Source organism: Siccirubricoccus phaeus (assembly GCF_008360935.1).
In the GTDB taxonomy this organism is placed as follows: Bacteria; Pseudomonadota; Alphaproteobacteria; order Acetobacterales; family Acetobacteraceae; genus Siccirubricoccus; species Siccirubricoccus phaeus.
Genome location: NZ_SRXO01000031.1, coordinates 44,064 through 69,440 on the forward strand (window position 1 = coordinate 44,064; position 25,377 = coordinate 69,440).

20 protein-coding genes and 1 pseudogene are annotated in these 25,377 nt (G+C 71.5%); 16 read left to right on the forward strand and 5 right to left on the reverse strand.

The genetic code is table 11. From position 1 onward, the window contains the following. The first annotated feature begins 84 nt into the window (after positions 1 to 84). The 6 genes from E5N76_RS27305 (at position 85) to E5N76_RS29905 (ending at position 4,457) form a co-directional block, all read left to right on the forward strand. Entirely contained in the window at positions 85 to 492 is a 408-nt protein-coding gene (locus tag E5N76_RS27305) for a YbaN family protein (protein ID WP_149541144.1), read from the forward strand. 13 nt (positions 493 to 505) lie between these two features. After that, entirely contained in the window at positions 506 to 982 is a 477-nt protein-coding gene (locus tag E5N76_RS27310) for a cupin domain-containing protein (protein ID WP_149541145.1), read from the forward strand. Between the two features lie 115 nt (positions 983 to 1,097). Then, on the forward strand, positions 1,098 to 2,465 hold the full coding sequence (gene otnK / locus E5N76_RS27315) for a 3-oxo-tetronate kinase (protein ID WP_149541146.1): 1,368 nt from the start codon (positions 1,098 to 1,100) through the stop codon (positions 2,463 to 2,465). Further along, on the forward strand, positions 2,462 to 3,097 hold the full coding sequence (otnC, locus tag E5N76_RS27320; protein WP_149541147.1) for a 3-oxo-tetronate 4-phosphate decarboxylase: 636 nt from the start codon (positions 2,462 to 2,464) through the stop codon (positions 3,095 to 3,097). Before otnK ends, otnC begins: the two co-directional genes overlap by 4 nt. Positions 3,098 to 3,119: 22 nt before the next feature. After that, complete coding sequence (locus E5N76_RS27325) at positions 3,120 to 3,722, forward strand: nuclear transport factor 2 family protein (protein ID WP_149541148.1); 603 nt, start codon at positions 3,120 to 3,122, stop codon at positions 3,720 to 3,722. Positions 3,723 to 3,794: 72 nt separating this feature from the next. Then, on the forward strand, positions 3,795 to 4,457 hold the full coding sequence (locus tag E5N76_RS29905) for a hypothetical protein (RefSeq protein ID WP_187830445.1): 663 nt from the start codon (positions 3,795 to 3,797) through the stop codon (positions 4,455 to 4,457). Between the two features lie 809 nt (positions 4,458 to 5,266). Here the strand turns inward: E5N76_RS29905 and E5N76_RS27335 are convergent. Continuing rightward, positions 5,267 to 6,406, reverse strand: a complete 1,140-nt coding sequence (locus tag E5N76_RS27335) for a bifunctional 2-methylcitrate synthase/citrate synthase (RefSeq protein ID WP_149541149.1) — start codon at positions 6,404 to 6,406, stop codon at positions 5,267 to 5,269. Positions 6,407 to 6,654: 248 nt separating this feature from the next. Next, positions 6,655 to 8,193, reverse strand: coding sequence for an MmgE/PrpD family protein (locus E5N76_RS27340; RefSeq protein WP_149541150.1), 1,539 nt, complete (start codon positions 8,191 to 8,193; stop codon positions 6,655 to 6,657). A 214-nt stretch (positions 8,194 to 8,407) separates the two neighbouring features. Here E5N76_RS27340 and E5N76_RS27345 point away from each other — a divergent pair, with 214 nt between their 5' ends. Together E5N76_RS27345 and E5N76_RS27350 are read left to right on the forward strand one after the other, a co-directional pair. Then, positions 8,408 to 9,307: a LysR family transcriptional regulator gene (locus E5N76_RS27345; RefSeq protein ID WP_149541151.1), complete on the forward strand. Its 900-nt coding sequence runs from the start codon at positions 8,408 to 8,410 to the stop codon at positions 9,305 to 9,307. A gap of 572 nt (positions 9,308 to 9,879) precedes the next feature. After that, positions 9,880 to 10,830, forward strand: a complete 951-nt coding sequence (locus E5N76_RS27350) for an N-carbamoyl-D-amino-acid hydrolase (protein WP_149541152.1) — start codon at positions 9,880 to 9,882, stop codon at positions 10,828 to 10,830. Between the two features lie 183 nt (positions 10,831 to 11,013). On the opposite strand, the gene E5N76_RS27355 is transcribed toward E5N76_RS27350, so the two are convergent. Next, positions 11,014 to 11,388, reverse strand: a complete 375-nt coding sequence (locus E5N76_RS27355) for a DUF983 domain-containing protein (RefSeq protein WP_149541153.1) — start codon at positions 11,386 to 11,388, stop codon at positions 11,014 to 11,016. Positions 11,389 to 11,481: 93 nt separating this feature from the next. On the opposite strand from E5N76_RS27355, the gene E5N76_RS27360 reads away from it, so the two are divergent. Beyond that, positions 11,482 to 12,867 carry an aminotransferase-like domain-containing protein gene (locus tag E5N76_RS27360; RefSeq protein WP_149541154.1) on the forward strand — a complete coding sequence of 462 codons (1,386 nt, stop codon included), beginning with the start codon at positions 11,482 to 11,484 and terminating at the stop codon, positions 12,865 to 12,867. 15 nt (positions 12,868 to 12,882) lie between these two features. Here E5N76_RS27360 and E5N76_RS27365 read toward each other — a convergent pair whose 3' ends face one another. Next, entirely contained in the window at positions 12,883 to 13,875 is a 993-nt protein-coding gene (locus E5N76_RS27365; RefSeq protein ID WP_149541155.1) for a Bug family tripartite tricarboxylate transporter substrate binding protein, read from the reverse strand. 672 nt (positions 13,876 to 14,547) lie between these two features. Here E5N76_RS27365 and E5N76_RS30150 point away from each other — a divergent pair. Next, on the forward strand, positions 14,548 to 15,804 hold the full coding sequence (locus E5N76_RS30150; RefSeq protein ID WP_149541156.1) for a class I SAM-dependent methyltransferase: 1,257 nt from the start codon (positions 14,548 to 14,550) through the stop codon (positions 15,802 to 15,804). 40 nt (positions 15,805 to 15,844) lie between these two features. On the opposite strand, the pseudogene E5N76_RS31425 reads toward E5N76_RS30150, so the two are convergent. Beyond that, a pseudogene (locus E5N76_RS31425) lies at positions 15,845 to 16,177 on the reverse strand (SDR family NAD(P)-dependent oxidoreductase); the annotation flags it as partial. Positions 16,178 to 16,272: 95 nt separating this feature from the next. Between E5N76_RS31425 and E5N76_RS27380 the strand changes: the two are divergent. From E5N76_RS27380 to E5N76_RS27405, 6 genes are all read left to right on the forward strand, one after another. After that, positions 16,273 to 17,235, forward strand: coding sequence for an N-carbamoyl-D-amino-acid hydrolase (locus E5N76_RS27380; protein ID WP_149541157.1), 963 nt, complete (start codon positions 16,273 to 16,275; stop codon positions 17,233 to 17,235). Between the two features lie 477 nt (positions 17,236 to 17,712). Beyond that, positions 17,713 to 18,807, forward strand: a complete 1,095-nt coding sequence (locus tag E5N76_RS27385) for a TRAP transporter substrate-binding protein (protein ID WP_149541158.1) — start codon at positions 17,713 to 17,715, stop codon at positions 18,805 to 18,807. Between the two features lie 2 nt (positions 18,808 to 18,809). Further along, positions 18,810 to 21,737 carry a PAS-domain containing protein gene (locus E5N76_RS27390; RefSeq protein WP_149541159.1) on the forward strand — a complete coding sequence of 976 codons (2,928 nt, stop codon included), beginning with the start codon at positions 18,810 to 18,812 and terminating at the stop codon, positions 21,735 to 21,737. Between the two features lie 523 nt (positions 21,738 to 22,260). Further along, positions 22,261 to 23,181: a polysaccharide deacetylase family protein gene (locus tag E5N76_RS27395; protein WP_149541160.1), complete on the forward strand. Its 921-nt coding sequence runs from the start codon at positions 22,261 to 22,263 to the stop codon at positions 23,179 to 23,181. Next, positions 23,178 to 23,930 (forward strand): TRAP transporter small permease subunit, encoded by a 753-nt coding sequence (locus E5N76_RS27400; protein ID WP_149541161.1) that lies wholly within the window; start codon positions 23,178 to 23,180, stop codon positions 23,928 to 23,930. The genes E5N76_RS27395 and E5N76_RS27400 overlap by 4 nt, the downstream gene beginning before the upstream one ends. Further along, positions 23,927 to 25,234, forward strand: a complete 1,308-nt coding sequence (locus E5N76_RS27405) for a TRAP transporter large permease (RefSeq protein ID WP_149541162.1) — start codon at positions 23,927 to 23,929, stop codon at positions 25,232 to 25,234. The genes E5N76_RS27400 and E5N76_RS27405 overlap by 4 nt, the downstream gene beginning before the upstream one ends. Positions 25,235 to 25,377: the final 143 nt, after the last annotated feature.

A 25,377-nucleotide genomic window follows, 5' to 3' on the forward strand; every position in this document is an offset into this window, starting at 1 on the left:
GCGGCCTTTTTCGCTCCCATCCGGCATGGCAGGCCCGCAGCACCCACCCTGGCGCCGCCCCCGCAGCCGTGTAGGCTCGCCCCCATGCCAGATGGCGAGGAGACAGCAGCCCCACCCCTCCGCCGCCCGCAGCGCCTGGCGCTGCTCGGGCTGGGCTATCTGTGCCTGGTGCTGGCCGCCATCGGCGCGGTGCTGCCGGTGATGCCCACCACCATCTTCCTCATCATCGCCGCCTGGGCCTTCGGCCGCGCCTCCCCCACCCTGCAGGCCAGGCTGCTGAACCACCCCCGCTTCGGCCCGCCGCTGCGCGCCTGGCGAGCCCATGGCGTCATCAGCCGCCGCGGCAAGCGCGCCGCGCTCTCCGTCATGACGGTGAGCTGGGTGGCGATGACGCTCATCTTCCGCCACTGGACCGCCTCCGCCATCGCCGGCGCCTGCCTGCTGGCGGTGGGCGGCTTCCTCGTCACCCGGCCCTCCGAGCCGCCGCCCTGAAGGAGAGTCCGCAATGGCCGAATACCCCATCGCCCTGACCGCGCTGGAGGTGCCGCCCCGTGCCCAGGCCAGTTCCTACCCGCCGGACCTCGCCGCGAAGATCGGCGGGCGGGAGAAGCGGGTGCTGGGCGACCGCTTCGGCCTGCGGAATTTCGGCGTGAACCTCACCCGCCTGCCGCCCGGCGCCGCCTCCGCGCTGCGCCACGCGCATGGCGCGCAGGATGAGTTCGTCTACGTCCTGCAGGGCCATCCCGTGCTGCTGACCGATGCGGGGGAGACGCCGCTGGCGCCCGGCATGTGCGCCGGCTTCCGCGCCGGCACCGGCGATGCGCACCGGCTGGAGAACCGCAACGCCGAGGATGTGCTCTATCTCGAAATCGGCGACCGCTCTCCCGGCGACAGCGTGGTCTATCCGGATGACGACCTGGCGGCGATGCTCGGTCCCGACGGCAAGTGGCGCTACAGCCGGAAGGACGGCACGCCGCTCTGAAAGCGCGGCCCGCTTTGCCTCCGGCCTTCCCCGCGCGCCGGCGAAGGCCATAGCATCGCCCGAAACGCCGGGGCATATCCGTGCCGTCCGGCCCCAATTTGCGGAAGAACCTCCCATGCCCCTGCTCGGCTGCATCGCCGATGACTTCACCGGCGCCACCGACCTGGCGAACACCCTGGTCAAGGGCGGCATGTCCGCCGTGCAGGTCATCGGCGTCCCCGGCGGCGAGCTGCCGGAGGCGGATGCCGTCATCATCGCCCTCAAATCCCGCACCGCCCCGGTGCGGGAGGCGGTGGCGGAAAGCCTCGCCGCCTGCGAGGCGCTGCTGACGGCCGGCGCGCAGCAGATCTTCTTCAAATACTGCTCCACCTTCGACAGCACGGAGACCGGCAATATCGGCCCGGTGGCGGATGCGCTGGTGAAGCGCCTCGGCTGCGGCTTCGCCCTGGCCAACCCCGCCTTCCCGACCAATGGCCGCACCGTCTATCAGGGCCATCTCTTCGTCGGCCAGGTGCTGCTGAACGAGAGCGGCATGGAGAACCACCCGCTGACGCCGATGCGCGACGCCAATTTGGTCCGCGTGCTGGGGCGGCAGACGGATGGCGCCGTCGGCCTCATCCCCTTCGCCACGGTGGCGCAGGGCGCCGCCGCCATCCGGAAGGCGATGACGGTGCTGAAGGAAAGCGGCCGCCGCTACGCCATCATCGATGCCGTCACGGATGCGCATCTGCTGGCGATCGGCGAGGCGGCGGCGGAGCATGCGCTGATCACCGGCGGTTCCGGCGTCGCCATGGGGCTGCCGGCGAATTTCCGCGCCAAGGGGTTGCTGCCGGCGCGCGGCGCGGCGGCCAGCGCCCTGCCGCCCATGCGCGGCGCCGCGGCGGTGCTCGCCGGCTCCTGCTCCCGTGCCACCCTCGGGCAGATCGGCTTCGCGCGCGACCATGCGCCGACGCTGGAGCTCGACGTGCTGGCGACGCCGGATGCCTCGGCGCTGGCGGCGCAGGCCTTCGCCTGGGCCGAGGGCAAGCTCGGCGACCGGCCGGTGGTGATTGCCGCCAGCGCGGTGCCGGAACGCGTGGCGGCGCTGCAGGCGCGGCTGGGGCGGGACGCCGCCGGCGCGCTGGTGGAACATGCCCTCTCCACCATCGCCGAAGGGCTGGTGGCGCGCGGCGTGACGCGGCTGGTGGTGGCGGGCGGCGAGACCTCGGGCGCCGTGGTCTCCCGCCTCGGCGTCACCGCGCTGCGCATCGGCCCGGAGATCGACCCCGGCGTGCCCTGGACCTATGCCGAGCCGGTCGGGCTGCACCTGGCGCTGAAGAGCGGCAATTTCGGCGCCCGCGATTTCTTCCTGAAGGCCTTCGCCCCGTCCGATGACCGGAGCGCCGGAGGGCGCGAAGGTCTGAATCGGCCGGGAGAAGGTTCCGATGACCGGAGCGCCGGCGGGCGCGGAGGTCTGAATCGGCCGGGAGGAGTGCCGGCATGAGCGCGGAGGCAAGGCTGCGCGAGGCGATTGCCGCGCATGGGCGCTCGCTCTTCGAGCGCGGCTATTCCGTCGGCTCGGCCGGCAACATCAGCGCGCGGCTGGAGGACGGGTTCCTCATCACCCCGACCAATTCCTGCCTCGGAAGGCTGGACCCGGCGCGGATCAGCAAGCTGGATGCCGAGTACCGGCATGTCGCCGGCGACAAGCCCTCCAAGGAGGTGTTCATGCACCGCGCCATGCTGGCGACGCGGCCGGAGGCGGGCGCGGTGGTGCATCTGCACTCCACCCATGCCACCGCCATCGCCTGCCTGGCCGCGCCGGGGGAAGCAGCGCCGATCCCGCCGCTGACGCCCTATTTCGTCATGCGCATCGGCCGCGCCCTGCCGGTGGTGCCCTATTACCGCCCCGGCGACGCGGCGATGGAGCCTGCCATCGCCGTGGCTTCGCGCGCGGCGCGCGCGGTGCTGCTGGCCAATCACGGACCCGTGGTCAGCGGGAAGAGCCTGGACGACGCGGTCTATGCGGCGGAGGAGCTGGAGGAGGCGGCGCGGCTGGCGCTGCTGCTGCACGGCCGGCCCGCGCGCGAACTCAGCCCCGCGCAGGTGGAGGATCTGCTGACCACCTTCGGCTGACCACACGAAAAGGGGAGGAGACATGGACCAGGCGTTGCTGGACCGGATCGCGATCCGGACGCTGGTGGAGAATTGGGCGGTGTGGCGGGATGCCGGCGACTGGGACCGCTTCGCCACCTGCTGGCATGAGGATGGCGTGATGATGGCCACCTGGTGCCAGGCGCCCTGGCGGGAATTCATCGCCGCCAGCCGCGCCGAGTGGGAGAAGGGCGTCTCCATCCTGCATTTCCTCGGCGGCCACAGCGCCGACCTCGCCGGCCACCGTGCCATCGCCCAGACCAAGATGACGATCAGCCAGCGCGCTTTGGTGGAGGGGGTGGAGGTGGACGCCGTCTGCACCGGCCGCTTCTACGACTTCCTGGAGAAGCGAGAGGGCCGGTGGGGCGTGGTGCTGCGCCAGCCGATCTACGAGAAGGACCGGATGGACCCGGTGGACCCTTCGGCGCGGCTGGCGCTGGACGCGGCGCTGCTGGCGCGCTTCCCCGCCGGCTACCGCCACCTGGCCTATCTGCAGACCCGGATCGGCTACGCGGTGAAGACCGACATGCCTGGGCTGCAGGGGCCCGAGGTGGAAGCGCTGTATGCGCGCGGCGCGCGCTGGCTGGCAGGCGGCGTGCCGAACTGAACCCCGGGTCGCGAAAAGGGCGCCACCCCTTGCGGAATGGCGCCCTCTCGCCGGGATCAGCAGCGAGGTCAGGTGGTCGGGGTCTCGCTCTCGGCCGGCGCGGATGCCGGGGCCTCAGCGGCAGCGGCCGCGGCGGCCTTCTTCGCGGCGCGGGTGGCGGCGGCCTTCTTCGCCGCTTCCGAGCGCGAGGGGTTGGTCGCCTTCGCCGCGGCGGCCTTCTTCGGCGCCGCTGACTTCGCCGTCAGCTTCTTCGGCGCGGCCTTCTTCGGCGCGGCCACCTTGCGGGCGGCCGGCTTCCTGGCGGTGGTGGCCTTCTTCGCCGCCGGCTTGCGGGCGGTGGCGGCCTTCTTCGGCGCGGCCTTCCGCGCCGCCGGCTTGCGGGCCGTGGTCGCCTTCTTCGGGGCGGCCTTCCGCGCCGCCGGCTTGCGGGCCGTGGTGGCCTTCTTCGCCGCCGGCTTGCGCGCCGCCGGCTTCTTCGCGGCGGCGGCCTTCTTCGGCGCCGCCTTCTTCGCGGCGGGCTTGCGCGTCGCCGGCTTCTTCGCGGCGACGCGGCTGCGCGCGGTCGCCGGCTTCTTCGCGGTGCGGCGGGTGGTGGACACGGCCATCGCCTGGGCGCGGGCCGCCGGCGTCTCGGGGGTATCGGTCACAGTCAGGATCTCCTTCAGCGTTCCGGTGTTGGTCGGGCCGCGCCAGGCGCCGGCTTCCGCGGGAAGCCGGCCGGCCAGGCCCGGGTGACAGCGGGGGCGGTCGTGCGGAGCGGGCAGCGTGCGGATCCCGTGGCGCGCCTTGCCGTCTCGGTCGCCGTCCTGAAGCCGCGTGCAGGCCGCGCCCCCGGAGCGATGCGCGCGGCCTGCGGCGGCGCCATCCCTGCGGTCTCGCCCGTACCGCGATGCGCGAAAGGCGCGCCCCGCAGCCTTGCGGGATGTGCGGCGCCAGAGCCTGCCGTCATCCCATCCTGTCCGCGGTCCATGGACCGTCCTTCCCTGCTGCGGCACGCCGTTGACGTAGAGCGATGCGACAGGCAGTGAGTTCCTCATGTCGAATCGCGTGCATCGTCGTGCGCGCGAATCACGCTATCTGCACACGCCTCCTTCGTGTCAACAGAAACTGCGTGCGTACGCGCGCATTTTTCGCGTGCGCCGTCGCAGGTGATCGCGCAGCGCGCCTCGCCTTGCGCCGCATGCCGGAGGAAGCGCATCGCCGCGCACCGCATCCGCCGCCGCAGCGGAGATGCGCAGGGCGGAGACGATAACGGCCGCCGGGATCGCCGGCGGCCGTGTCTGCACTCTGCGGGAGGGCCCTGCGTTGCCGCAGGAGGCGCGGCGTGGCCGCCCCGCCGCCCGTTGCCCTGAAGTGGCTTTGCCGCTTCAGGCTGTGCGGAGCCCCGGCAGCATGGCTTCCCGGGGGCCCCGCGAAGCCAGACCAGCGGCTTCGCGGGGAGCTAGAGCAGATCGCCGGAGGGCGGCATCGCCCGGAGGCGTGAAGCTGCTCTACAATCCATAAGCTAGAGCGGTTTCGCGCTGCACAGTCAGCGTGAAACCGCTCTAGCGCGCCGCCATCGGCGGCACCGGGCGCTGCTCCACCCCGGTGTACCAGGAGAGCGGGCGGATCAGCCGGTTGTCCGCGCCCTGCTCCAGCACATGCGCCGACCAGCCGGTGATGCGGGAGGCGACGAAGAGCGGGGTGAAGAGCGGGATCTCGAACCCCATCAGGTGGTAGGCGGGGCCCGCCGGGAAATCGAGGTTGGGGTGGATCTTCTTTTTCTCCAGCATCTCGGCGGCGAGGATCCGGCTGATCTCCATCCAGGTCCGGTCCTGCACCACCTCCGCCATCTTCTCGGCGTATTTGGTCATCGTCGGGACGCGGCTGTCGCCGGATTTGTACACCCGGTGGCCGAAGCCCATGACCAGCGCCTTGTGGTCGAACCTGCCGTGCAGCCAGTCCTTCGCCTTCTGGGGATCGCCGATCTCCTTCAGCATGTGCATCACCGCCTCATTGGCGCCGCCATGCAGCGGGCCCTTCAGGGCGGCGATGCCGGCGGTGATGGCACCATGCATGTCCGCCTGGGTGGAGGTGACCAGCCGGGCGGTATAGGTGGAGGCGTTGAAGGTGTGCTCCGCGTACAGAATCATGGAGACGTCGAAGGCCTTCAGCACCTCCTTCTCCGGCACCCGCCCCTGGACCAGGTGGAAGACGTTCTCGGCGAAGCTGTGCTTCGGGTCCGGCGCCACGGGCGCCAGCCCCTTGGAGGCGCGGTAGGCGGCGCCGATCGCGGTCGGGATCTTGGCGAACAGGCGCTTCGCCTTCCGCCGCTGCGCCGCGTCGGAGATGTCGCCGGTCTCCGGGTCCTCCAGCCCCATGAAGGAGACGGCGGTGCGGATGGTGTCCATCGGGTGGGCGTCGGCGGGGAATTCCTTGATCACCCGGTGCAGGGCCGGGCTGATCTCCCGCTCCGCCGCCGTCTCCGCCTTGAAGGCCTCGAGCTGCTGCGCATTGGGCAGCTCGCCCTCCCAGAGCAGGTAGGCGACCTCCTCGAAGGAACAGTTCTCCGCCAGGTCCTGCACGGCATAGCCGCGATAGGTGAGGCTGTTGGTCTCCGGCATCACCTTGGAGATGCTGGAGACATCGGCATAGACGCCGACCAGGCCCTTGTAGATGGTCGGCTGTTCGGTGGATTCGCTCATGCGTTCGCTCCTCTGGGTCGTTGGGCGATGCGGCGCCGCCATCCCGCCTGGCCCCGATCAGGTACTTTACGGGGCGCCCTCGGGGATGTGGTCGTTCCCCGGGTTTCGCACAGCCTCCCGCGGCGGGGCCGCGAGGGGCGAAGGCGGCGTCAGTTGGGACTGGATTGCTCTTCTTGGGCCGGGGATGCCGGGCTCCCGCGGCCGGTGGGCGCCCCGCCGCGGGTGGCGGGGCGCCAGGGCGGTAGCGCTCAGAAGATGCCGGGCTTGCCTTCCAGCAGCTCGCCCCGCGGCAGGGCGACGGTCAGCTCGGTCAGCTCCCCGGCCTTCAGCCGCGGCAGGTCCTGCACCACCTCGAGGAAGCGATTCGCCTCCCGCGTCGAGACGATGCCCTCCGTCAGGATCCGGAACTTGTTGATGTAGTCGTCGCGGCCGAAGGGCTTCGCCCCATTCGGGTGGGCATTCGCCACGCCCAGCTCATCGACCAGCCGGGTGCCGTCCTTGAACAGGATTTCGACGCGGCCGCCGAAGGAAAGCTCGTTCGGGTCGCGCGAGTGGTATTTGCGCGTCCATTCCGGATCCTCGGTGGTCTCGATCTTGTGCCAGAGGGCGACCGTGTCCGGCCGCGCCGCCCGCTTCGGCGCGTAGCTGTCCACATGGTGCCAGCGCCCGTCCTGCAGGGCGACGGCGAAGATGTACATGATGGAATGGTCGAGCGTCTCGCGGCTCGCCTTCGGGTCCATCTTCTGCGGGTCGTTGGCGCCGGTGCCGATCACGTAATGCGTGTGGTGGCTGGTATGGATGGTGATCTTCTCGATCGCCTCGAAATCGGTGATCCGCTCCCGCATCCGGAAGGCCAGGTCGATCAGCGCCTGGGACTGGTACTCGGCGGAGTGCTCCTTGGTGTAGCTGTCGAGGATGGCGCGCTTCGCCTCGCCCGGCGCCGGCAGCGGCACCTCGTAATAGACCGGCTCGTAGGCGGCGGCGCGGCCCTTCTGGTCGGCGATGGTGCGGCCGGAGAGCACCCAGCCGATGACGCTGTCCTCGCCTTCGTAGATCGGGCTCGGCGCCCCCTCGCCGCGCATGGCGCGGTCGGCGGCCTCGACCGCCAGCTTGCCGGCATGCGCCGGGGCATAAGCCTTCCAGGAGGAGATCTCGCCCTTCCGGCTCTGGCGGAAGCTGATGGAGACGTGCAGCGCCTGCTGCACCGCCTGGTAGATCACCTCCTGCTTCAGCCCGAGCAGGGTGCCGATGCCGGCCGCCGCCGAGGGGCAGAGATGGGCGATGTGATCCACCTTGTGCTCATGCAGGCAGATGGCGCGGACCAGGTCGATCTGGATCTCGTAGCCGGTGGCGAGGCCGCGGATCAGGTCCCGCCCGCTCTTCTCCATGGTCTGCGCCACGGCGAGGATGGGGGGGATGTTGTCGCCGGGATGGGAATAGTCGGCGGCGAGGAAGGTGTCGTGCATGTCCAGCTCGCGCACCGCGGTGCCGTTCGCCCAGGCCGCCCATTCCGGGGAGAAGGTCTTGCCGCCCGGCAGGCCGAAGATGGTGGCGCCGCCCTTCCGGGGATGGCCGAGCGCCATGGCGCGGGCGGAGACGACGGGGCGGCGGTTGATGGCGGCGATGGCGACGGAGGCGTTGTCGATGATCCGGTTGATGATCATCTCCTGCACGTCCTTTTCCACCGCCACCTTGTCGGCGGCGACGCCGGCGATCTTCCAGGCGAGCTGGTCCTCCCGCTTCAGCAGGGCCTTGGACGGGTAAAGCTTGACGGGATGGAGCTGCATGAACCGGCGTTCTCCCCTGTTGGAAACCGTGGGCTGCACTTCTCCCCCGCCTTGGCGCATTCGTCCATTCCGATTGAGCGCCGGCTTTGATCGTTTTTTCGGATCGCCGTCATCGCCGGAGCGGAATGCCGCGCCCGGGGGAGGATGACGGGACGGGCGGGCAGGTTCGGCGCTAGGCTGCGGCCGGACTCGGCCGGGCAGGGAGGCGCCGCACATGGATTTCCGCATCCTCCGCCGCATGGGGCATTTCCTCGCGGTGGCGGAGGAAGGGCATTTCGGCCGCGCCGCCGCCCGGCTCGGCCTCTCCCAGCCGCCGCTGACGGCGCAGATCCAGGCGCTGGAGGCCGAGCTCGGCGTCCGCCTGCTGGAACGCACCCGCAAGGGCGCCCGGCCGACGCGGGAGGGCGAGGCGCTGCTGCCCATCCTCCGCCGCCTGGCCGAGGATGCGAAGCAGGTGGAGGCGCTGGCCCGGGAGCTGCGCGCCGGGCGGCACGCGCCGATGGTGCTGGCCTGCGTCACCTCCGCGCTGTTCGACTATCTGCCGCCCCTGGTCCGCGCGCTGCGCGCGGCGCAGCCGGATTCGGCGATCACGGTGCAGGAGATGGACACGGCGGATGCGGTGGAGGCGCTGCGCCGCGGCGAGGTGGATTTCGCCCTGGCGCGGCTGGACCGCGACCGGCCGCCGCTCAGCGTGCTGCCGCTGGGCCAGGATGCGCTGGTGGCGGCGCTGCCGGAGGACCATGCGCTGGCGGCCGGCGAGGCGCCGCTGCCGCTGGCCGCGCTGGCGCAGGAGGCGCTGGTGCTGCTGCCGCGCTCCATCAGCCCGGCCTATTTCGACCGCCAGGTGAGCGCCTGCCGCGAGGCGGGGTTCGAGCCGGTGGCGATGCGCGAGGTGGGCTCCGCCATGGCGCAGCTTGCCTTCGTCGCGGCGGGGCTGGGCGTGGCGCTGGTGAGCTCCGGCATGGCGCGGCTGCGGCCGCAGGGCGTGGCGTTCCGGACGCTGGCGGGGCCGGTGGGTTCGGTCGGCGTGGCGCTGGTGTGGCATGCGGAGCGGGCGAGCGATGCGGCGCAGGCGGCGCTCGGCGTGGCGCGGCGGGTGTTCAGCGTCACCTAGAGCAGATCGCCGGAGGGCGGCATCGCCCGGAGGCGTGAATCTGCTCTACAAGCCATAAGCTAGAGCGGTTTCGCGCTGCACAGTCAGCGTGAAACCGCTCTAGCGTCCCGATTCCGCAGTCCTGCGGACTTCGTTGTCGGGCCACCAGCTTTTGTTTTCAGTGGCCTGCTTGCCCGCTGCGTTCGCTGGAAATCCAGCGAACGCAGCGGGCAGGACACCAGAGCGCGATCGCTTTCGGTGGAATCGTCGGAGCGCTACCCTGTGGGTGAGATGGCGGGCATCACGGTCTCCGGTGCCGGACCGGGTGTTAAGGCCCGGTCATGCCAGAGGCCCGATTAAGGAAGGGCTGCAGGAATGCCGCTTTCCTGGGACGCCCTGATTGGCAGCCCGGCGCGTCCTGCTACTCTCCGCCGGACCTGGCCCGCCGCGCGGCGCGGCCCTCGCCGGAGTCCCGCCCTGCCCGCCCGCCTTCCGCCGCGCGGTCCCCGGCGCCGGGGAGGGTGCCGCGCCGGGGCCGGGTGGCGCCGGCCGGCCACCCCCGGCACCTCCATTCCTGCTTCGGAGTTCGACCCATGACCCGCCTCCTCCGCCTCGCCGGCGCCCAGCTCGGCCCCATCCAGCGCGCGGACAGCCGCGCCCATACGATGGAGCGGCTGATCGCCCTGCTGGAAGGCGCGGCGAAGCAGGGGGCGGAGCTGGTGGTCTTCCCCGAGCTGGCCTTCACCACCTTCTTCCCGCGCTGGTGGATCGCCGAGGATGACCCCGAGCTGCTCGGCTATTTCGAGCGGGAGCTGCCGGGGCCGCAGACCAGGCCGCTCTTCGACAAGGCCAAGGCCCTCGGGGTCGGCTTCTATATCGGCTATGCCGAGCTGACGCCGGAAGGCAAACGCTTCAACAGCGCCGTCACGGTGGGGCCGGATGGCCGCATCCTCGGCAAGTATCGCAAGATCCACCTGCCGGGCTCCCGGGAATTCCGGCCGCAGCAGCAATACCAGCAGCTCGAGAAGCGCTACTTCGAATATGGCGATCTCGGCTTCCCCGCCTTCTACGGGCCGAAGAGCTGGAATTCGCCGATCCTCGGCATGCTGGTCTGCAATGACCGGCGCTGGCCGGAAGGCTGGCGGGTGCTGGGGCTGCAGGGGGCGGAGCTGGTGATGGTGGGCTACAATTCCGCCGCCTACGACCCCAATGGCGGCGACAGCGAGAACCTGGAGATCCGCACCTTCCACTCCACGCTGGTGGCGCAGGCCAATGCCTATATGAATGCCTGCTGGGCGGTGGCGGTGGCCAAGGCCGGCGTCGAGGACGGGGCGGGGCTCATCGGCGGCTCCTGCATCGTCGATCCCAACGGCAAGCTGGTGACGCAGGCGAAGACGCTGGGGGATGAGCTGATCCTCGCCGATGTGGATTTCGACGCCTGCCGCCAGGGGAAGGAGAAGATCTTCAACTTCGCCGCCCATCGCCGGCCGCAATGGTACAAGCCGATCGTGGAGCGGGTGGGGGCGGTGGAACCGCCGGTCTGAGGGTGTGGCCGGGGCTTCGCCCCCCTGCACCATGGGCTCTGGCCCTCGCCGGTGGTTGCCGGCAGGGCGTGAGTTTGCGGATCAACCTGCCGACTCTGACCGGGGTCCGGGGCCAGGTCCTGGCCCCGGCGGGCGTGCAGAGGGCAGCGCCCTCTGTCGGGGGCCGGGGGGGCGGAGCCCCCCTCAGCGACCCGCGACCGAGTTCCGGGTAACCCCGTTGGCCCAGGCGAAGCCGATCACCGCCCCCTTCATGAAGGGCAGCAGCCCCACCGTCATTGCCGCGACCAGCGGCAGCCAGATGGCGAATTGCACCCACATCTCCGGCTCGAACGCCCGGTCCGCCCAGAACATGAAGGGCAGGATGACGTGCCCGACCAGCACCAGGGTCAGGTAGGGCGGCGCGTCGTCCGAGGGGTAGATGGAATTGTCCTGGCCGCAGACCTCGCAGCGGCTGCGCGGGGTAAGGAAGGCGCTGAACAGCTTGCCCTCCCCACAATTCGGGCAATGCCGGGAGAGGCCCCGCTTCACGCCCAGCCAGACCTTGGATTCTCCGCTCATGGCCCGTCTCCGCTTGCCATACAATCCCAGGCGCTCTACATACAATCGCCTATCCTGCTTAGGATTATATGGATTGTAGGTTTCGAGCGCAAGATGCCTGTATGGATTCCTCGCCTCGCCGCCGGTGCCGGCCCCATCTACCTCGGCATCGCCGAGGCCATCGCCGCCGCCATCGCCGCCGGCGAGCTGCGGCCCGGCGACCGCCTGCCCACCCACCGCGCCCTCGCCGGGGCGCTCGGCGTCGACCTCACCACCATCACCCGCGCCTATGCGGAGGCACGGCGGCGCGGGCTGGTGGAGGCCGTGGTCGGCCGCGGCACCTTCATCCGCGCCGGGGCGCCGGCGCCTGCCCTCTCGGCGGGGGGGAAGGTCGATCTCGGCATGAACCTGCCGCCCTTGCCGCCGACGCTGCCCGGGCTGCTGCAGCAGGGGCTTGCCCGGCTGCTGGCGGCGGGCGATCCGGCTGCCCTGCTCACCTACCGCCGCGGCGCCGGCGCCGCGGCGGAGCGGGCGGCCGGCGCCGCCTGGCTCGCCCCCTGCCTGCCGGGGCTGGCGGCGGAGCGCGTGCTGCTCTCGCCCGGCGCCCAGCCGGCCCTGCTGGCGGTGCTGGGGCTGCTGGCCGGGCCGGGGGAGCTGGTGCTGACGGAGCAGCTCACCTATCCCGGGCTGCGCGCCGCCGCCGCCCAGCTTCGCCTCCGCCTGCACGGCCTGCCGGGCGATGCGGCGGGGCTGCTGCCGGAAGCGCTGGAGGAGGCCTGCCGGACGCTGCGGCCCCGGGCGCTCTATTGCATCCCGACCATGCAGAACCCCATGGCGGTCACCATGCCGCTGGAGCGGCGCCAGGCCATTGCGGCGATCGCCCGCCGGCACGGGCTGCCGATCCTGGAGGATGACGCCTACGGCCTGCTGCCCGCCCACCCCCTGCCCGCCCTGGCCAGCCTGGCGCCGGAGCTGACCTGGCACGTGGCGACCCTGGCAAAACTGCTCTCCCCGGCGCTGCGCCTGGCCTATGTGGCGGTACCGGACCAGGCGGCAGCCGGGCGGCTGGCCGCGGCGCTGCGGGCCAATGTGCTGATGCCCTCCCCGCTGCTCACCGGCGTGGTGACCGGCTGGGTGGAGGACGGCACCGCCGCCGCGCTGCGCGACGCCATCCGCGCCGAGGCGGCCGCCCGCCAGGCCCTGGCGCGGGGGATCCTGCCCGCCCCGCTGGTGACGGCGCCACCGGAGGGGCTGCATCTCTGGCTACGCCTGCCGGCGCCCTGGGGGCGGCGGGATTTCATGGCAAGGCTGCGGGAGGAACGCGGCCTCGCCGTGGTGCCGAGCGATGCCTTCGCGCCCGATCCGGCGGTGCCGCCGCCCGATGCGGTGCGGCTTTCCCTCGGCGCCGCACCCTCGCAGGAGGCGCTGGGGGAGGCGCTGCGGGCGGTGGCGGAAATGCTGGCGGCGGCCGTGCCGGCGGCGGAGCTCGACGTGGTGTGAGCGTCGCGGCCGGCGCTACTCCACCTTGATGTCGGCCTTGCGGATCACCGGCTCCCACCGTGCCTCATCCTCCAGGATGATGCGGGAGACGGTGGGGCCGTCGGCCCAGGCGGCCTCGATGCCGCGGGCGGCGAGCGCCGCCTTGCCCTCCGGCGTATCCACCGCCTGGCGCAGCGCGGCGGCGAGCTTCGCCATGATCGGCGCCGGGACGCCGGCGGGCAGCAGCACCGCGCCCCAATTGTCCACCGCATAGCCGGGCAGGCCGGCGGCCTCCGCCACGGTTGGCAGGCCGGGCATCAGCGGGCTGTCCCGGCCGGCGAGGTTGCCCAGCGCCCGCAGCCGCCCGCCCTTGATCAGCTCATCCACCGCCGAGAGCGGCGCCGAGACCAGCTCCACCTCGCCGCTGACGGCCGCCGTCACCGCCGGGCCGGTGCCGCGGTAATGCACATGGGTCAGGCGGCCGCCGGACATGCTGTCCATCAGCTCGGCGCTGACATGGGTGATGGTGCCGAGGCCGGGCGTGCCGTGGTTCAGCAACCCGGGCTGGCGGCGGGTGATCTCCACCACCTCCCGCAGGTTCGCCGCCCGCAGCTTCGGCCCGCCGGCGATCAGCGTCGGCGCCAGGGCGACGCGGCCGAGCGGCGTGAGGTCCCGCTTCAGGTCGAAGGGCATGGACCGGAAGACGTACTGGTTCACCACGATGGTGTTGAACACGGTGACCAGGGTGTAGCCGTCCGGCGCCGCCTTGGCGGCGGCATCGGTGCCGATATTGCCGCCGGCGCCGGCGCGGTTCTCCGGCACCACCGGGTGGCCCAGCGCCTCGCTCATCCGCTGCGCCAGGAGGCGGCCGAGAATGTCGCTGCCGCCGCCCGGGGGGAAGGGGATGATCATGCGCAGCGGGCGGTTGGGGAATTCGCCTTGCGCCACGGCGGGCGCGGCGAGGGTGGCGCCGGTGGCGGCGAGCAGGGTGCGGCGGGTGAGGCGGGGGCGCGGGGCGGTGGGGATCATGGCGCGCTTCTCATCGCGTAGGGGCGGCGGGTGGGCAAGGGGGCTGGCTCGCAGGTGCGGGATCAGGGTGTGCAAGCGGACGGGACGAGAGGCGCGAGGCGGCTCGGGTGATCGGCGGCATCGGCGCGGATCTTGCCACGAAGTCGAATACACTGGCGTCGAATACACTGGCGAAGGAGCGCGGGACGGCAGGCGCATGTATTTTTGGGGCCTGGGCTTGGCACTCTTGCGCTCGACCTGAGGCCTGCATGTTCGAACTCTGTGAGGTGTGCGGCAGAGCCGGCGGGATCCGACGCTGCTGCGCCAGCGATTGCGGGTCCGGACGCTGGAGGACGCGGATATCCGGTCCATTCCAGGCCGCGACCGCTACGCCCGCCACTGGCGGGACCGGTACAGGGAGCTGAAGCCGTATGTCGCCGACCTCGGCAGTGAGGATCTGACCCGAGGTTTCCAAAGGCCCTTCGGCCTTCGGTGGGAGGGGCTCGGGGAGGGCAAGGCCCTCCCCGACACCGCGGCGCCAAGGCAGGTTCCCGCCCCGCCGCCATGCTCCGGAGCCACCCCTGACGGGAGACCGCCACGGCGCCCCTCGCCAGCGGCGATTGGCGCAGGCGCCCACGCAGCCTAGAGTTCCCGCCCCCCCTCGCCCCATCCTCGCCCCGCCGGGAAGACCGCATGCAGATCCTCACGACGCTCCGGGAACTCGACGACAAGATCGCGGAGTGCAACCGCGCCGAGGCCATCTCGGACGACGCCATGCGGGCCGTCTTCGGCACCTTCTGCATGGCGCCGCCGCGGGACCTGCCGGCCGATCCCTTCACCGAGGACTACCGCCAGGCGCAGCTTGCCCTCTATCGCGGCATTGCCGAGCGGCCCTACGAGACCAGCAACGAGGTCACCAGCTTCAACATCGAGGCCGCGCTGCGCCGCCCCTTCCCCTTCTCCACCCGAAGCGGGGTGACGACGGGGGAGTATTTCATGGCCATCGGCGCCCTGCTGCGTGCCATGGCGCTGCCGCCGGGCGCGCGGGTGATCGAATTCGGCCCCGGCTGGGGCCATACGACGCTGATGCTGGCGAAGCTCGGCCACCGGGTGACGGCGGTGGATATCGAGCCCCGCTTCTGCGAGCTGATCCGCCGCCGCGCGGCGCAGGAAGGGCTGGAGATCGAGGTCGTCAACGACGACTTCACCTGGGTGGAACGCGCCCCCCACCGCTTCGACGCGGCGCTGTTCTTCGAATGCTTCCATCATTGCGCCGACCATCTGCGCCTGCTGCGGGCGCTGCGGGCCGCGCTGGCGCCGGAGGCACGCATCTTCTTCGCCGGGGAGCCGATCACGCCCGATTTCCCCATGCCCTGGGGGCTGCGGCTGGACGGCAATTCGCTCTGGGCCATCCGCAAGAATGGCTGGCTGGAGCTGGGCTTCCGCGAGGACTATTTCCGCCAGGCGCTGCAGCAGGCCGGCTGGTTCGGCTTCAAGCTGCCCTGCCGCGACCCGGGCTGGATGACGCTCTGGGAAGCGCGGCCGCCGGGCCAGCCGGTGTTCCGCGCCACCGGCGCCGATCCGCGCATCAACACCCAGATCGGCCGGCGCGTCGGCGACACCATCGAGATCGCCGGCAGCGAGGTCGGCACCGGCCTGTACGGGCCTTACGTCACCCTGCCGCCCGGGCATTACACGGCGCGCATCCATTTCGCGCGGGAGCCCTACCTGTACGGCCAGGCGCGCATGGATGTGGCGGCGGGGATCGGCAGCCAGATCCTCGCCCATTGCAGCATCGACGCCAGGGCGCTGGATGCCGCCGGCGGGCCGGTGGTGCTGCCTTTCGGCTCCGACCAGGAGATGCCCCAGGTGGAGGTCCGGCTGTTCTGCGAGGGGAAATTCCGCGCGGTGATCGAGGCCGTCGAGATAACGCCGGAAATCTTCCTCTAGAGCAATACGGGCTCACGCTCGTGTCGCCCGGCATGATGCCGGGCCGGAAGAGGTTCACCGTGATGTTGCACCCGCCGGGATTGCAGACGACGCCCCGGGCATGGCCGGCGGCCGCCGCCCTGGTTCCCGCATAGTCGGCGACGCCGGGGAACGGGACGCGGCTGCCCGGCAGGGAGCCGACGAAGATGATCCGGCCGCCATCCGGCAGCCCCGGCGCTGCCGCCCGCGTGGTCGCCACCGCGCCCGGGACGTTGATCTGCCACCGGCGATCGAGATTGACCGTGCCGAAATCGGGATCGTCCACCGGCCCGCCCTGCACGGCGATCGCCGCATTGTTGCCCAGGATGTCGAGCCTGCCGAAATGCGCCAGCACCTTGTCAACCCCACCGGGCCGGCGCCGCCCGGCCCCGCTTGCCCTCGCCCCCGCCGGATGCGAGCACTGCCGCCGCCACCATCGGAGTGCCCCGCATGTCCCGCCGCCTCGTCCTCGCCGCTGCCCAGCTCGGCCCCATCCAGAAGGCGGAAGGCCGCGAGGTGGCGGTGGGCCGCATGGTCCGCCTCATGGAAACCGCGCATCGGCGTGGCGCCGAGGTGGTGGTCTTTCCCGAACTCGCCCTGACCACCTTCTTCCCTCGCTGGTACGAGGAAGACCTGGCGAAGGCGGATCATTGGTACGAGACCGCCCTCCCCTCCAACACCACCGCCCCGCTCTTCGAGGCCGCACGCAAATACGGCATCGGCTTCCATCTCGGCTATGCCGAGAAGACGCCGGAGGGCCGCCGCTTCAACACCGCGGTCTATGTCCACCCTTCGGGCGAGATCGCGCTGAAATACCGCAAGGTGCACCTCCCCGGGCACCGGGAGTTCGATCCGCAGCGCCGCGTGCAGCATCTGGAGAAGCGCTATTTCGAGGTGGGCGATCTCGGCTTCCTGGTGGTGCGCGCGCCCATCGGCGCCAATCAGGTCAATATCGGCATGCTGATCTGCAATGACCGCCGCTGGCCGGAAGCCTGGCGCGTGCTCGGGCTGCAGCAGGTGGAGCTGGTCATGCTCGGCTACAACACGCCCAGCCTGAACATGGAGAATCGGGGCTTCGAGGCGCATCATTTGCGCGTCTTCCACAGCCATCTCTCCATCCAGGCGGGCTGCTACCAGAATGCCTGCTTCGCCGCCGGCGTCGCCAAGGCGGGGGTGGAGGACGGGCATGAGCTGTTCGGCCATTCCATCATCGTCAACCCGCAGGGCGAGATCATGGCCCAGGCGACCTCCTGGGGGGATGAGCTGATCGTCGCCGACTGCGATCTCGGCATGTGCGAGCTGGGGCGGAAGACGATCTTCGACTTCGCCCGTCACCGCCGGCCGGAAGCCTATGGCCGCATCACCGCCCAGACGGGCAGCGAGGCCCCGCCCGTCTGGACCCCGCGGGGCTGAAGGCCGGGGCGGCGGGCCCAGCCGGGGGCGGCATGCCCTGCCCTTCGCCCCGGCGCCGCCCCCGGCCCCCTTCGCCCCGGCGCGGAGATCCGCGATGATCCGGTCGATGAAAGCGGATGGAGTAGCTGCCCCCCCTCGCCCCGGGCTGCCCGGCCCCGTGCCGCGACGGTGGCGGCAAGTTCGGCGGTCTTCCCCGCCACGGTTTGTGTCATAGTGCATCCGGAAGCGTGGCCGGGGAGGCGACAGGGCTGCCGCGCGGCCGGGCTGACGCCCGGGCGGCGGCAGGGCAGACCCCGACCCGGGCCGAAAGGGGTGGGGAGAACGGGCATGGCAGGGCAAGGCTTCAGCCGCTGTCCGGCGGCCTGGGGCAAGGCCGCCGGGGCCGGGCATGCGGCAGCGGCAGCGCCAGGGCCCTTCCGTCCGGCGGCGGAAGAAGCGCCGCGCCACGGGCTCCCCGGTCCGGGTGAGGGTGACAGCATGCCGCGCCAAGCCGCCATGCCCCCCGCCGCCAGGCACCACCTGTCCTGGCGCCCGCTCCTCCTCCTGCTCGCCTGCCTGTTCGGCACCCCGGCCGCGGGGGCGGAAGGGGAGGCGGAGCCGATCACCGTGAAGGTCCTCGGCGGCCTGGCCGGCGTCAGCCAGTATGTCAGCTTCGAGGCCCCCTTCTGGACCTCCAAGGTGCCGGAGATCACCGGCGGGCGCATCCGCGGCGAGATCGCCCCCTTCGACCGCAGCGGGGTACGCGGGCAGGAAACCCTGCAATTGCTCCGCCTCGGCGTGGTGCCCTTCGCTACCGCCCTGCTCGGCCTCTCCGCGGCCGACGAGCCGGAGCTGAACGCCATCGACCTGCCGGTGATGAGCCCGGACCAGGCGACGCTGCGGGAGACGGTCGCGCTCTACGAACCGCGCATCAAGATGCTGCTGCGCAACCGCTACAATGTGGAATTGCTCGCCATCTACACCTACCCGGCGCAGGTCATGTTCTGCCAGCGGGCCTTCAGCGGCCTCGGCGACCTGGCCGGGCGGCGCATCCGCGTCTCCTCCGTCGCCCAGGCGGAGCTGGTGACCGGCCTTGGCGGCATTCCCATCCTGCTGCCCTTCGCCGAGATCGTCAGCGCCATGCGCGCCGGCATCGCCGAATGCGCCATCACCGGCACCCTCTCCGGCAACACCATCGGGCTGCATGAGATTACCACCCATGTCTCCCGGGTCGCGATCACCTGGGGCATCTCCCTCTTCGCCGCCAACCAGACCGCCTGGGCACGCATCTCGCCGGAGCTGCAGGCGAAGCTGCAGGCCGGGCTGCGCGAGCTGCAGGAGGAGATCTGGCAGGCGGCGGCGCGGGAGACGGAGGACGGCCTGCTCTGCAACGCCGGCGGCGAGGCCTGCCGCGGCGGCCGCCGCGGCCGCATGACCGTCGTGGAGGACAGCGCGGCCGACCGTGCGCTGCGCGCCCAATTGCTGCGCGACACGGTGCTGCCCATGTGGATCCAGCGCTGCGGCCCGGATTGCGCGGAGGCCTGGAACCGCTACATCGCCCCGGTGCGCGGCCTGCGCGCCGCGACGCACTGAACATGCAGGCCCGCCGCCTCCGCCAGGCCATCGCCGCCGCCACGGCGCTGATGCTGGCCGGGCTCGGCCTCGGCACCGCCCTATTGCTCGGCCGGATGCATGCGACGGCGGAGGAGAATGCGCGGCAGACGGTGCAGCGCATCGCCCGGGTGGCGGAAAGCACCGTGAACCGCCAATTCCTCGCCGTGGACGGCATGCTGGCGGGGCTGCCCGCCATCCTTCGCCAGATGCGCAGCGATCCGGCGATGGACCAGGCTGCCGCAGCCCGTGTGCTGCGGGAGCTGAATTTCCAGAACTTCAATTTCCGCGACCTGGTGCTGGTGCGCCCGGACGGCCGCCCCTGGGCCTCCGCCCTGCCCGCCTCCCGCAACCGCGAATTGCCCATCGAGCCGGAGCATCTGGCGGAGGCGCTGCAGCTCGGCGCCGCCGTCATCAGCGGGCCGGCACGCAACCCGCTGACGGGGGAATGGGCGCTGTTCCTGCTGCGCGCCGTCACGCTGTCCGAACTCGGACCGCTGATCGCCGTCGCCGAGGTGCCGCTGACCCTGGTCACCACCCTGCTCGGCCCGGTCGGCGAAGTGCCTGGAATCGTCATCAGCCTGGAGCGGGAGGACGGCACCATGCTGCTCCGCCTGCCGCATGACGAGCTGCTGATGGGCCGCCGGCTGGCCGAGACCGGTACTGGCCTGCCCTATGATGGCAGCGTGCTGGTGATGCATGGCGTAGCGCCGGGCCAGGGCAGCTTCGCCGCCGGCCGCCTCACCCTCTACAAGAACGTCCATATCTCGGTCAGCTACGCGCTGGAGGATGCCTTCGCCACCTTCAACCTGGACCGCCGGCGGGTGCTCGGCGCCGCCGCCGGCACGGCGGCCATGCTGCTGCTGCTGGCCCTGGCGCTGACCCTGGCGCTGCGGCAGCGGGAGAAGGTGGAGGCGGAGCGGGCCCAGGCGCGCGCCGTGCTGGAAAGCGCCATCGAGACCATGCCGGACGGCTTCGTCATGTACGATGCGACAGACCGGCTGGTGATCTGCAACCAGCGCTTCCGCGACCTCTACGCCATCAGCGCGCCCTTCATCCTGCCCGGCGCGCATTTCGAGGACATCATGCGGGAGGGGGCGCGGCGCGGCCAGTACCCGCAGGTCGCGACCGCCGATATCGAGGAATTCGTGGCCGAGATGGCCGCCTGGCGCCGCGGCAACCACCCCAGCATGGAACGGCTGCTGCCGGATGGCCGCTGGATCATGGTGACGGAGCGCAGCACGCCGGATGGCGGCACGGTGGGCATCCGCACCGAGATCACCGCGCTGAAATGCGCCATCGCGGATCTCGCTTTGGCGCGCGACCAGGCGGCGGCGGCGACCGAGGCGAAATCCCGCTTCCTGGCGCGGATGAGCCATGAGCTGCGCACCCCGCTGAACGGCGTGCTGGGCCTCGCCCAGGCCCTGGCGCGGGACCCGGCGCTGACCGGCGAGCAGCGCGCCCGTGCCCGTACCCTGGAAGCCGCCGGGCGGCATCTGGTGGCGGTGGCGAATGACGTGCTGGACTTGGCGCGGATCGAGGCCGGACGGCTGGAGCTGCGGCCCGCCCCCGCCCCGCTGCGGGAGGTGCTGGAGGGCTGCGCCGCCCTCATCCGCCCGGCCGCCGAGGAGAAAGCCGCCATCCTCCGCGTCCTCGCCGCGCCGGAGCTGCCGGCCCAGGTGGAGACCGACCGCACCCGGCTGCAGCAGGCGATCCTCAACCTGCTCTCCAATGCGGTGAAATTCTCCCCCGAGGGCGGCGAGGTGACGCTGGAGGCGCGGCGCGCCGGCCCGCCCGGCCCGGATGGCCGCATGCCGGTGCATTTCGAGGTCCGCGACCAGGGCCCCGGCGTGCCGGAGGCGGAGCGGGCGGCGGTGTTCGGCGATTTCGTCCAGCTCGAGCGCGGCAGCCGGATGGGCGGCAGCGGGCTCGGCCTCGCCATCGCCGCCGGCATCGTGGCGCAGATGGAGGGCCGCATCGGCTGCAGCGAGAATCCGGAAGGCCGCGGCTCCGCCTTCTGGTTCGAGGTGCCGGTGCGGCCGGTGGCGGCCGGGCTGCCGGCGGCGCCGGCCGGTGCCGAGGCGCTGCCACGGCGGCGCCCGCTGACCGTCCTGGTGGCCGATGACGTGCCGGCCAACCTCGCCGTCGCCCGGGCGCTGCTGGAATCCGCCGGGCATCGGGCGCATTGCGTGGCGGATGGCGCCCAGGCGCTGGAGGCGGTGCAGGAAGGCCATGAGGGGCGGCGCTTCGACGCCGTGCTGATGGATGTGATGATGCCGGTGCTGGACGGGCTGGAGGCGACGCGACGGATCCGCGCGCTGCCGGGCTCGCGGGGGCGGGTGCCGGTCCTGGCCCTCACCGCCAGCGCCTTTGCCGAGGATGTCGCCGCCTGCCTTGCCGCCGGCATGGATGCGCATCTGGCGAAGCCGATCGAGCGGGATTCCCTGCTGGCGGCGCTGGACCGGCTGACCGCGGCGGAGACGCCGCTGGAGGCGCCGCCGGCGCGGCCCGCCGCGGTGGATTTCCGGCAATTGCCGCTGCTGACCCAGCGCAACAGCACCGCCCTGGCGCTGCCGGGGCTGGATGCCAGGACGGCGCTGCGGCTCGCGCCGGAATTCATCAGCGAAATCCGCCTGGCCGCCGCCGCGCTGGGAGCCGCCATGCCGGAAGCACCGGCGGAGCAGGCGATGGTGCCGGCGGCGCACCGGCTGGTGGGGGCGGCGGCGACGCTCGGCGCCACGCGACTGGCGACCAGCGCAAGGCAGTTGCAGGAGAGCGCGGCGGGGCTGCCGCCGCTGGAAAGGCTGGCGCTGCGGGAGGCGGTGCTGGCCGTCGCCGGTGAATCGCTGCTGGCGCTGGACGAGGCGATGGCAAGGCTGCGGGCGCAATGCGCCGATGCGGAGACGGCGTGATGAGATGGGGGCGCCGTCCCTTGGACGCAGCGCCTCCAGCCCCCGCCGGCGAGAGGAGCTTCCCCCCGGGCCCCGCCCTGAGGCTGTAGGTCGAACCGCCGGGTCTGAAACTCGGACCGGGGTCGGGAGCCAGGTCCTGGCCCCGGCGGGAGTGCAGAGGGCGGAGCCACCGGCATCGGCCTGCACCGTCGCAGCCGCGACGCGACCCCTGGCCAGGACGCAAAGTCCCTTGCCGATTCCGCTGCCCGGCCCCCTTTCGAACTAGGCCCTCAGGCCGCCACGGGCCAGGTTCCGGCACTTCCCCTGCCCTGGCTTTCGGCAGGCTGCGCAGAAATCCGCCAAAGGGCGGGCGGCCGATGCCTCGCACCGGTTCCAGCCGCCCTCCTCCCCTGGCCCATCCCCCTGCACATCCCATAGCACATCCCCTTGGCACATCCCCCTGGCACATGGCTTGCCATTTCGTCGGCCCGCATTGGGCGACCACCCCGCCGCCGACCGCATCCGCCCGGAGCAGAGCAGACAGATGAGCATCCCCGGCGGCATGCCGCCCGCCTCGCGCGACCTGGCCGGCTATGGCCGCACCCCGCCCGATCCGCGCTGGCCGGATGGCGCGCGGCTGGCCCTTTCCTTCGTGGTGAATGTGGAAGAGGGGGCGGAGCTCTCCATCGCCAGCGGCGACGAGCGCAACGAGGCGGTGCCGGAGACAAGGCAATTGGTCGAGGGCCATCCCGACCCCTGCATGGAGACGCATTTCGCCTATGGCTCCCGCGTCGCGCTGTGGCGGGTGATGGATCTGCTGGACGGCTACGGGGTGAAGGCGACGTTTTCCTGCTGTGGCCGCGCCGTCGCGGTGACGCCGGCGCTGGCCGCGGCGCCGGCGGCGGGCGGGCATGAGGTGAGCGCGCATGGCTGGCGCTGGGAATCCCATGCCGGCATGCAAGAGGCGACCGAGCGGGCGGTGATCGCGCAGACCGTGGCGGTACTGGCGGCGCAGGCCGGGACGCGGCCGGTGGGCTGGCACACCAAATCCGCCTCCTCGGTGAACACCCGCCGGCTGCTGGTGGAGGAAGGCGGCTTCCTCTACGATTCGGACGCCTATGACGACGACCTGCCGCGGCTGGTAGAGGTGGCCGGCCGGCCGCATGTCGTGCTGCCCTATGCCTTCGACACCAACGACATGCGCTTCGCCCCCGGCCAGGGCTTCGTGCAGCCCTCCGATTTCTCCGATTACTGCATCGGCGCCTTCGACTGGCTGATGCGGGAGGCGCGGAGCAGCCCGAAGATGATGTCCGTCGGGCTGCATCTGCGCACCATCGGCCGGCCCGGGCGAATCCGCGGGCTGGAGCTGCTGCTGGACTACGTCACCCGCCAGCCGGGCGTCTGGATCGCGCGGCGGCGGGACATCGCCGCACATTGGCGCGCGCTTTCGGGGCTGCCGGCATGATGGGCGAGAACCCGGTGGCGCGCTGGCTGGAGCCGCCGGCGCGCTGGATCGCGATCCTTGGCGGCTGGTGGCTGATGGGGCTCTCCGCCCTGACGGTGGTGGAGATATTCTGCCGGAAATTCCTCGCCGTCTCGCTGCAGGGGGTGGATGAGATCGGCGCCTACACCCTGGCGGTCTTCTCGACGCTCAGCTTCGCCTATGCGCTGGTGGTGAAGTCCCATACCCGCGTGGATTTCCTGCTGGGCCATATGCCGGGGCCGGTGCGGGCGGTGCTGAATGCGCTGGCCTATCTGCTGCTGGCGGCCCTGGCCATCTACGGCGCCTGGCGCGGCTGGGCGGTGCTGGAGGAAAGCCTGGAATTCCAGAGCCATGCCAACTCCCCGTTGCAGACCCCGCTCTGGCTGCCGCAGAGCTTCTGGCTGGCGGGGCTGGTGGCCTTCGCCATCGCCGCCGGCGCCTTCGCCGCGCATGCCACGCTGCTGCTGGCGACGGATTGGCGGCGGGTGAACCGGCTCTACGGGCCGCTGACCCTGGAGGAGGAGGTGGCGACGGAGGCCAGCGCCATCATGGCCCGCGGCGTGGGGGATGCCGCGCTGGCCCCCGACGCGGAAGGCCATTTGGCCCGCGATGCACGGGACGACCCGGCCCGCACAGCGGGTGACGGCTTGGTCCGCCGCGCGGGCGATGGCTTGGCCCGCGCCGCAAGTGATGACTTGGCCCGCAAGGCGAGTGGGGAGATCGCGCCATGATCGGCGTCGGGGAAGCCGCGATCGGCTTCGGCATCCTGGTGGTCCTGCTCTTTCTCGGGCTGCATGTGGCGACCTCGCTGTTCCTGGTCGCGGTGCTGGGGGCCTCGCTCTACCTCTCGCCGGCGCTGGTGGAGGCGCTGGGGACTCAGCTCTGGGCCTCGATGGAGGACTATGTGCTGCTCTCCATCCCGCTCTACATCCTGCTCGGCGAGATCCTGGTGCGGAGCGGCAGCACCGATAGGCTGTACCGGTCCCTGGCGGATTGGCTGAACATCCTGCCGGGGGGCTTGCTCCACACCAATGTCGGGGCCTCGGCCATTTTCTCCGCCGTCTCCGGCTCCTCCGTCGCCACCGCGGCGACCGTCGCCACGGTGGCGCTGCCGAGCTTCCGGACGCGGAAATACGATGAGCGCCTGGTGCTGGGGTCCATCGCCGCCGGGGCGTCGCTCGGCAACCTCATCCCGCCGGGGATCGCGCTGATCGTCTATGGCGCCATGACCAATACCTCGGTCGGGCAGCTTTATGCCGGGGCGGTGGTGCCGGGCATCGTCATGACGGCGCTGTTCATGGCGACCATCGTGCTGATCGCGCTGGTGCGGCCCGGGCTGGTGCGGCAGCAGGAGGTGGTGGACCGGCTGGCGGTGCGGCTGCGGCGGCTGGTGGATCTGCTGCCGCCGCTGGTGATCTTCGCCATCATCATGGGCAGCATCTACACCGGCTGGGCGACGGTGACGGAAAGCGCGGCGCTGGCGGTGCTGGCGGCGCTGCCGATCGCGGCGCTGTACGGACGGCTTTCCATCCGCATGCTGCATGACTGCTTCGTGGCGACGGCCAGCCTGACGGCGATGAGCCTGCTCATCCTCGCCATCGCCTTCTACCTGAATTTCGTGCTGGGGCTGCTGGGGGTGACGCCGGCGCTGGGCGCCTTCGTCGCCCAGCTCAACGCGACGCAGACGGAGTTGATCCTGGCGCTGACGGTGTTCTACCTGCTGCTCGGCATCTTCTTCGAGACGCTGCCGATGCTGGTGGGCACGGTGCCGGTGGTGTTCCCGGTTATCATGGCGGCGGGGATCGACCCGGTGTGGTTCGGGGTGTTCATCGTGCTGATGTGCGAGATCTCGCTGATCTCGCCGCCGGTGGGGATGACGCTCTACGTCATCCAGGCGGTGCGGAAGGAAGGGACGATCGCCCAGGTCTTCGCGGGGACGGTGCCGTTCTTCCTGGCGATGGTGGTGATGACGGGGCTGCTGATCGCGTTTCCGGGGATGGCGACGTGGCTGCCGAGGTTGACCTATACGCAGTGATCGAGAGGGGCTTTGCCCCTCAGGAATCCCCTCATTTTTCGTTGCGTGGTCTATAGGCGCGATTCGTCTGGGCTTGGTAGCCGTTCCAATGTGATGCGGGTTGGAGTTGTTCGGTGGGCGAGGCGGATCGGGGTCAGGCGAGG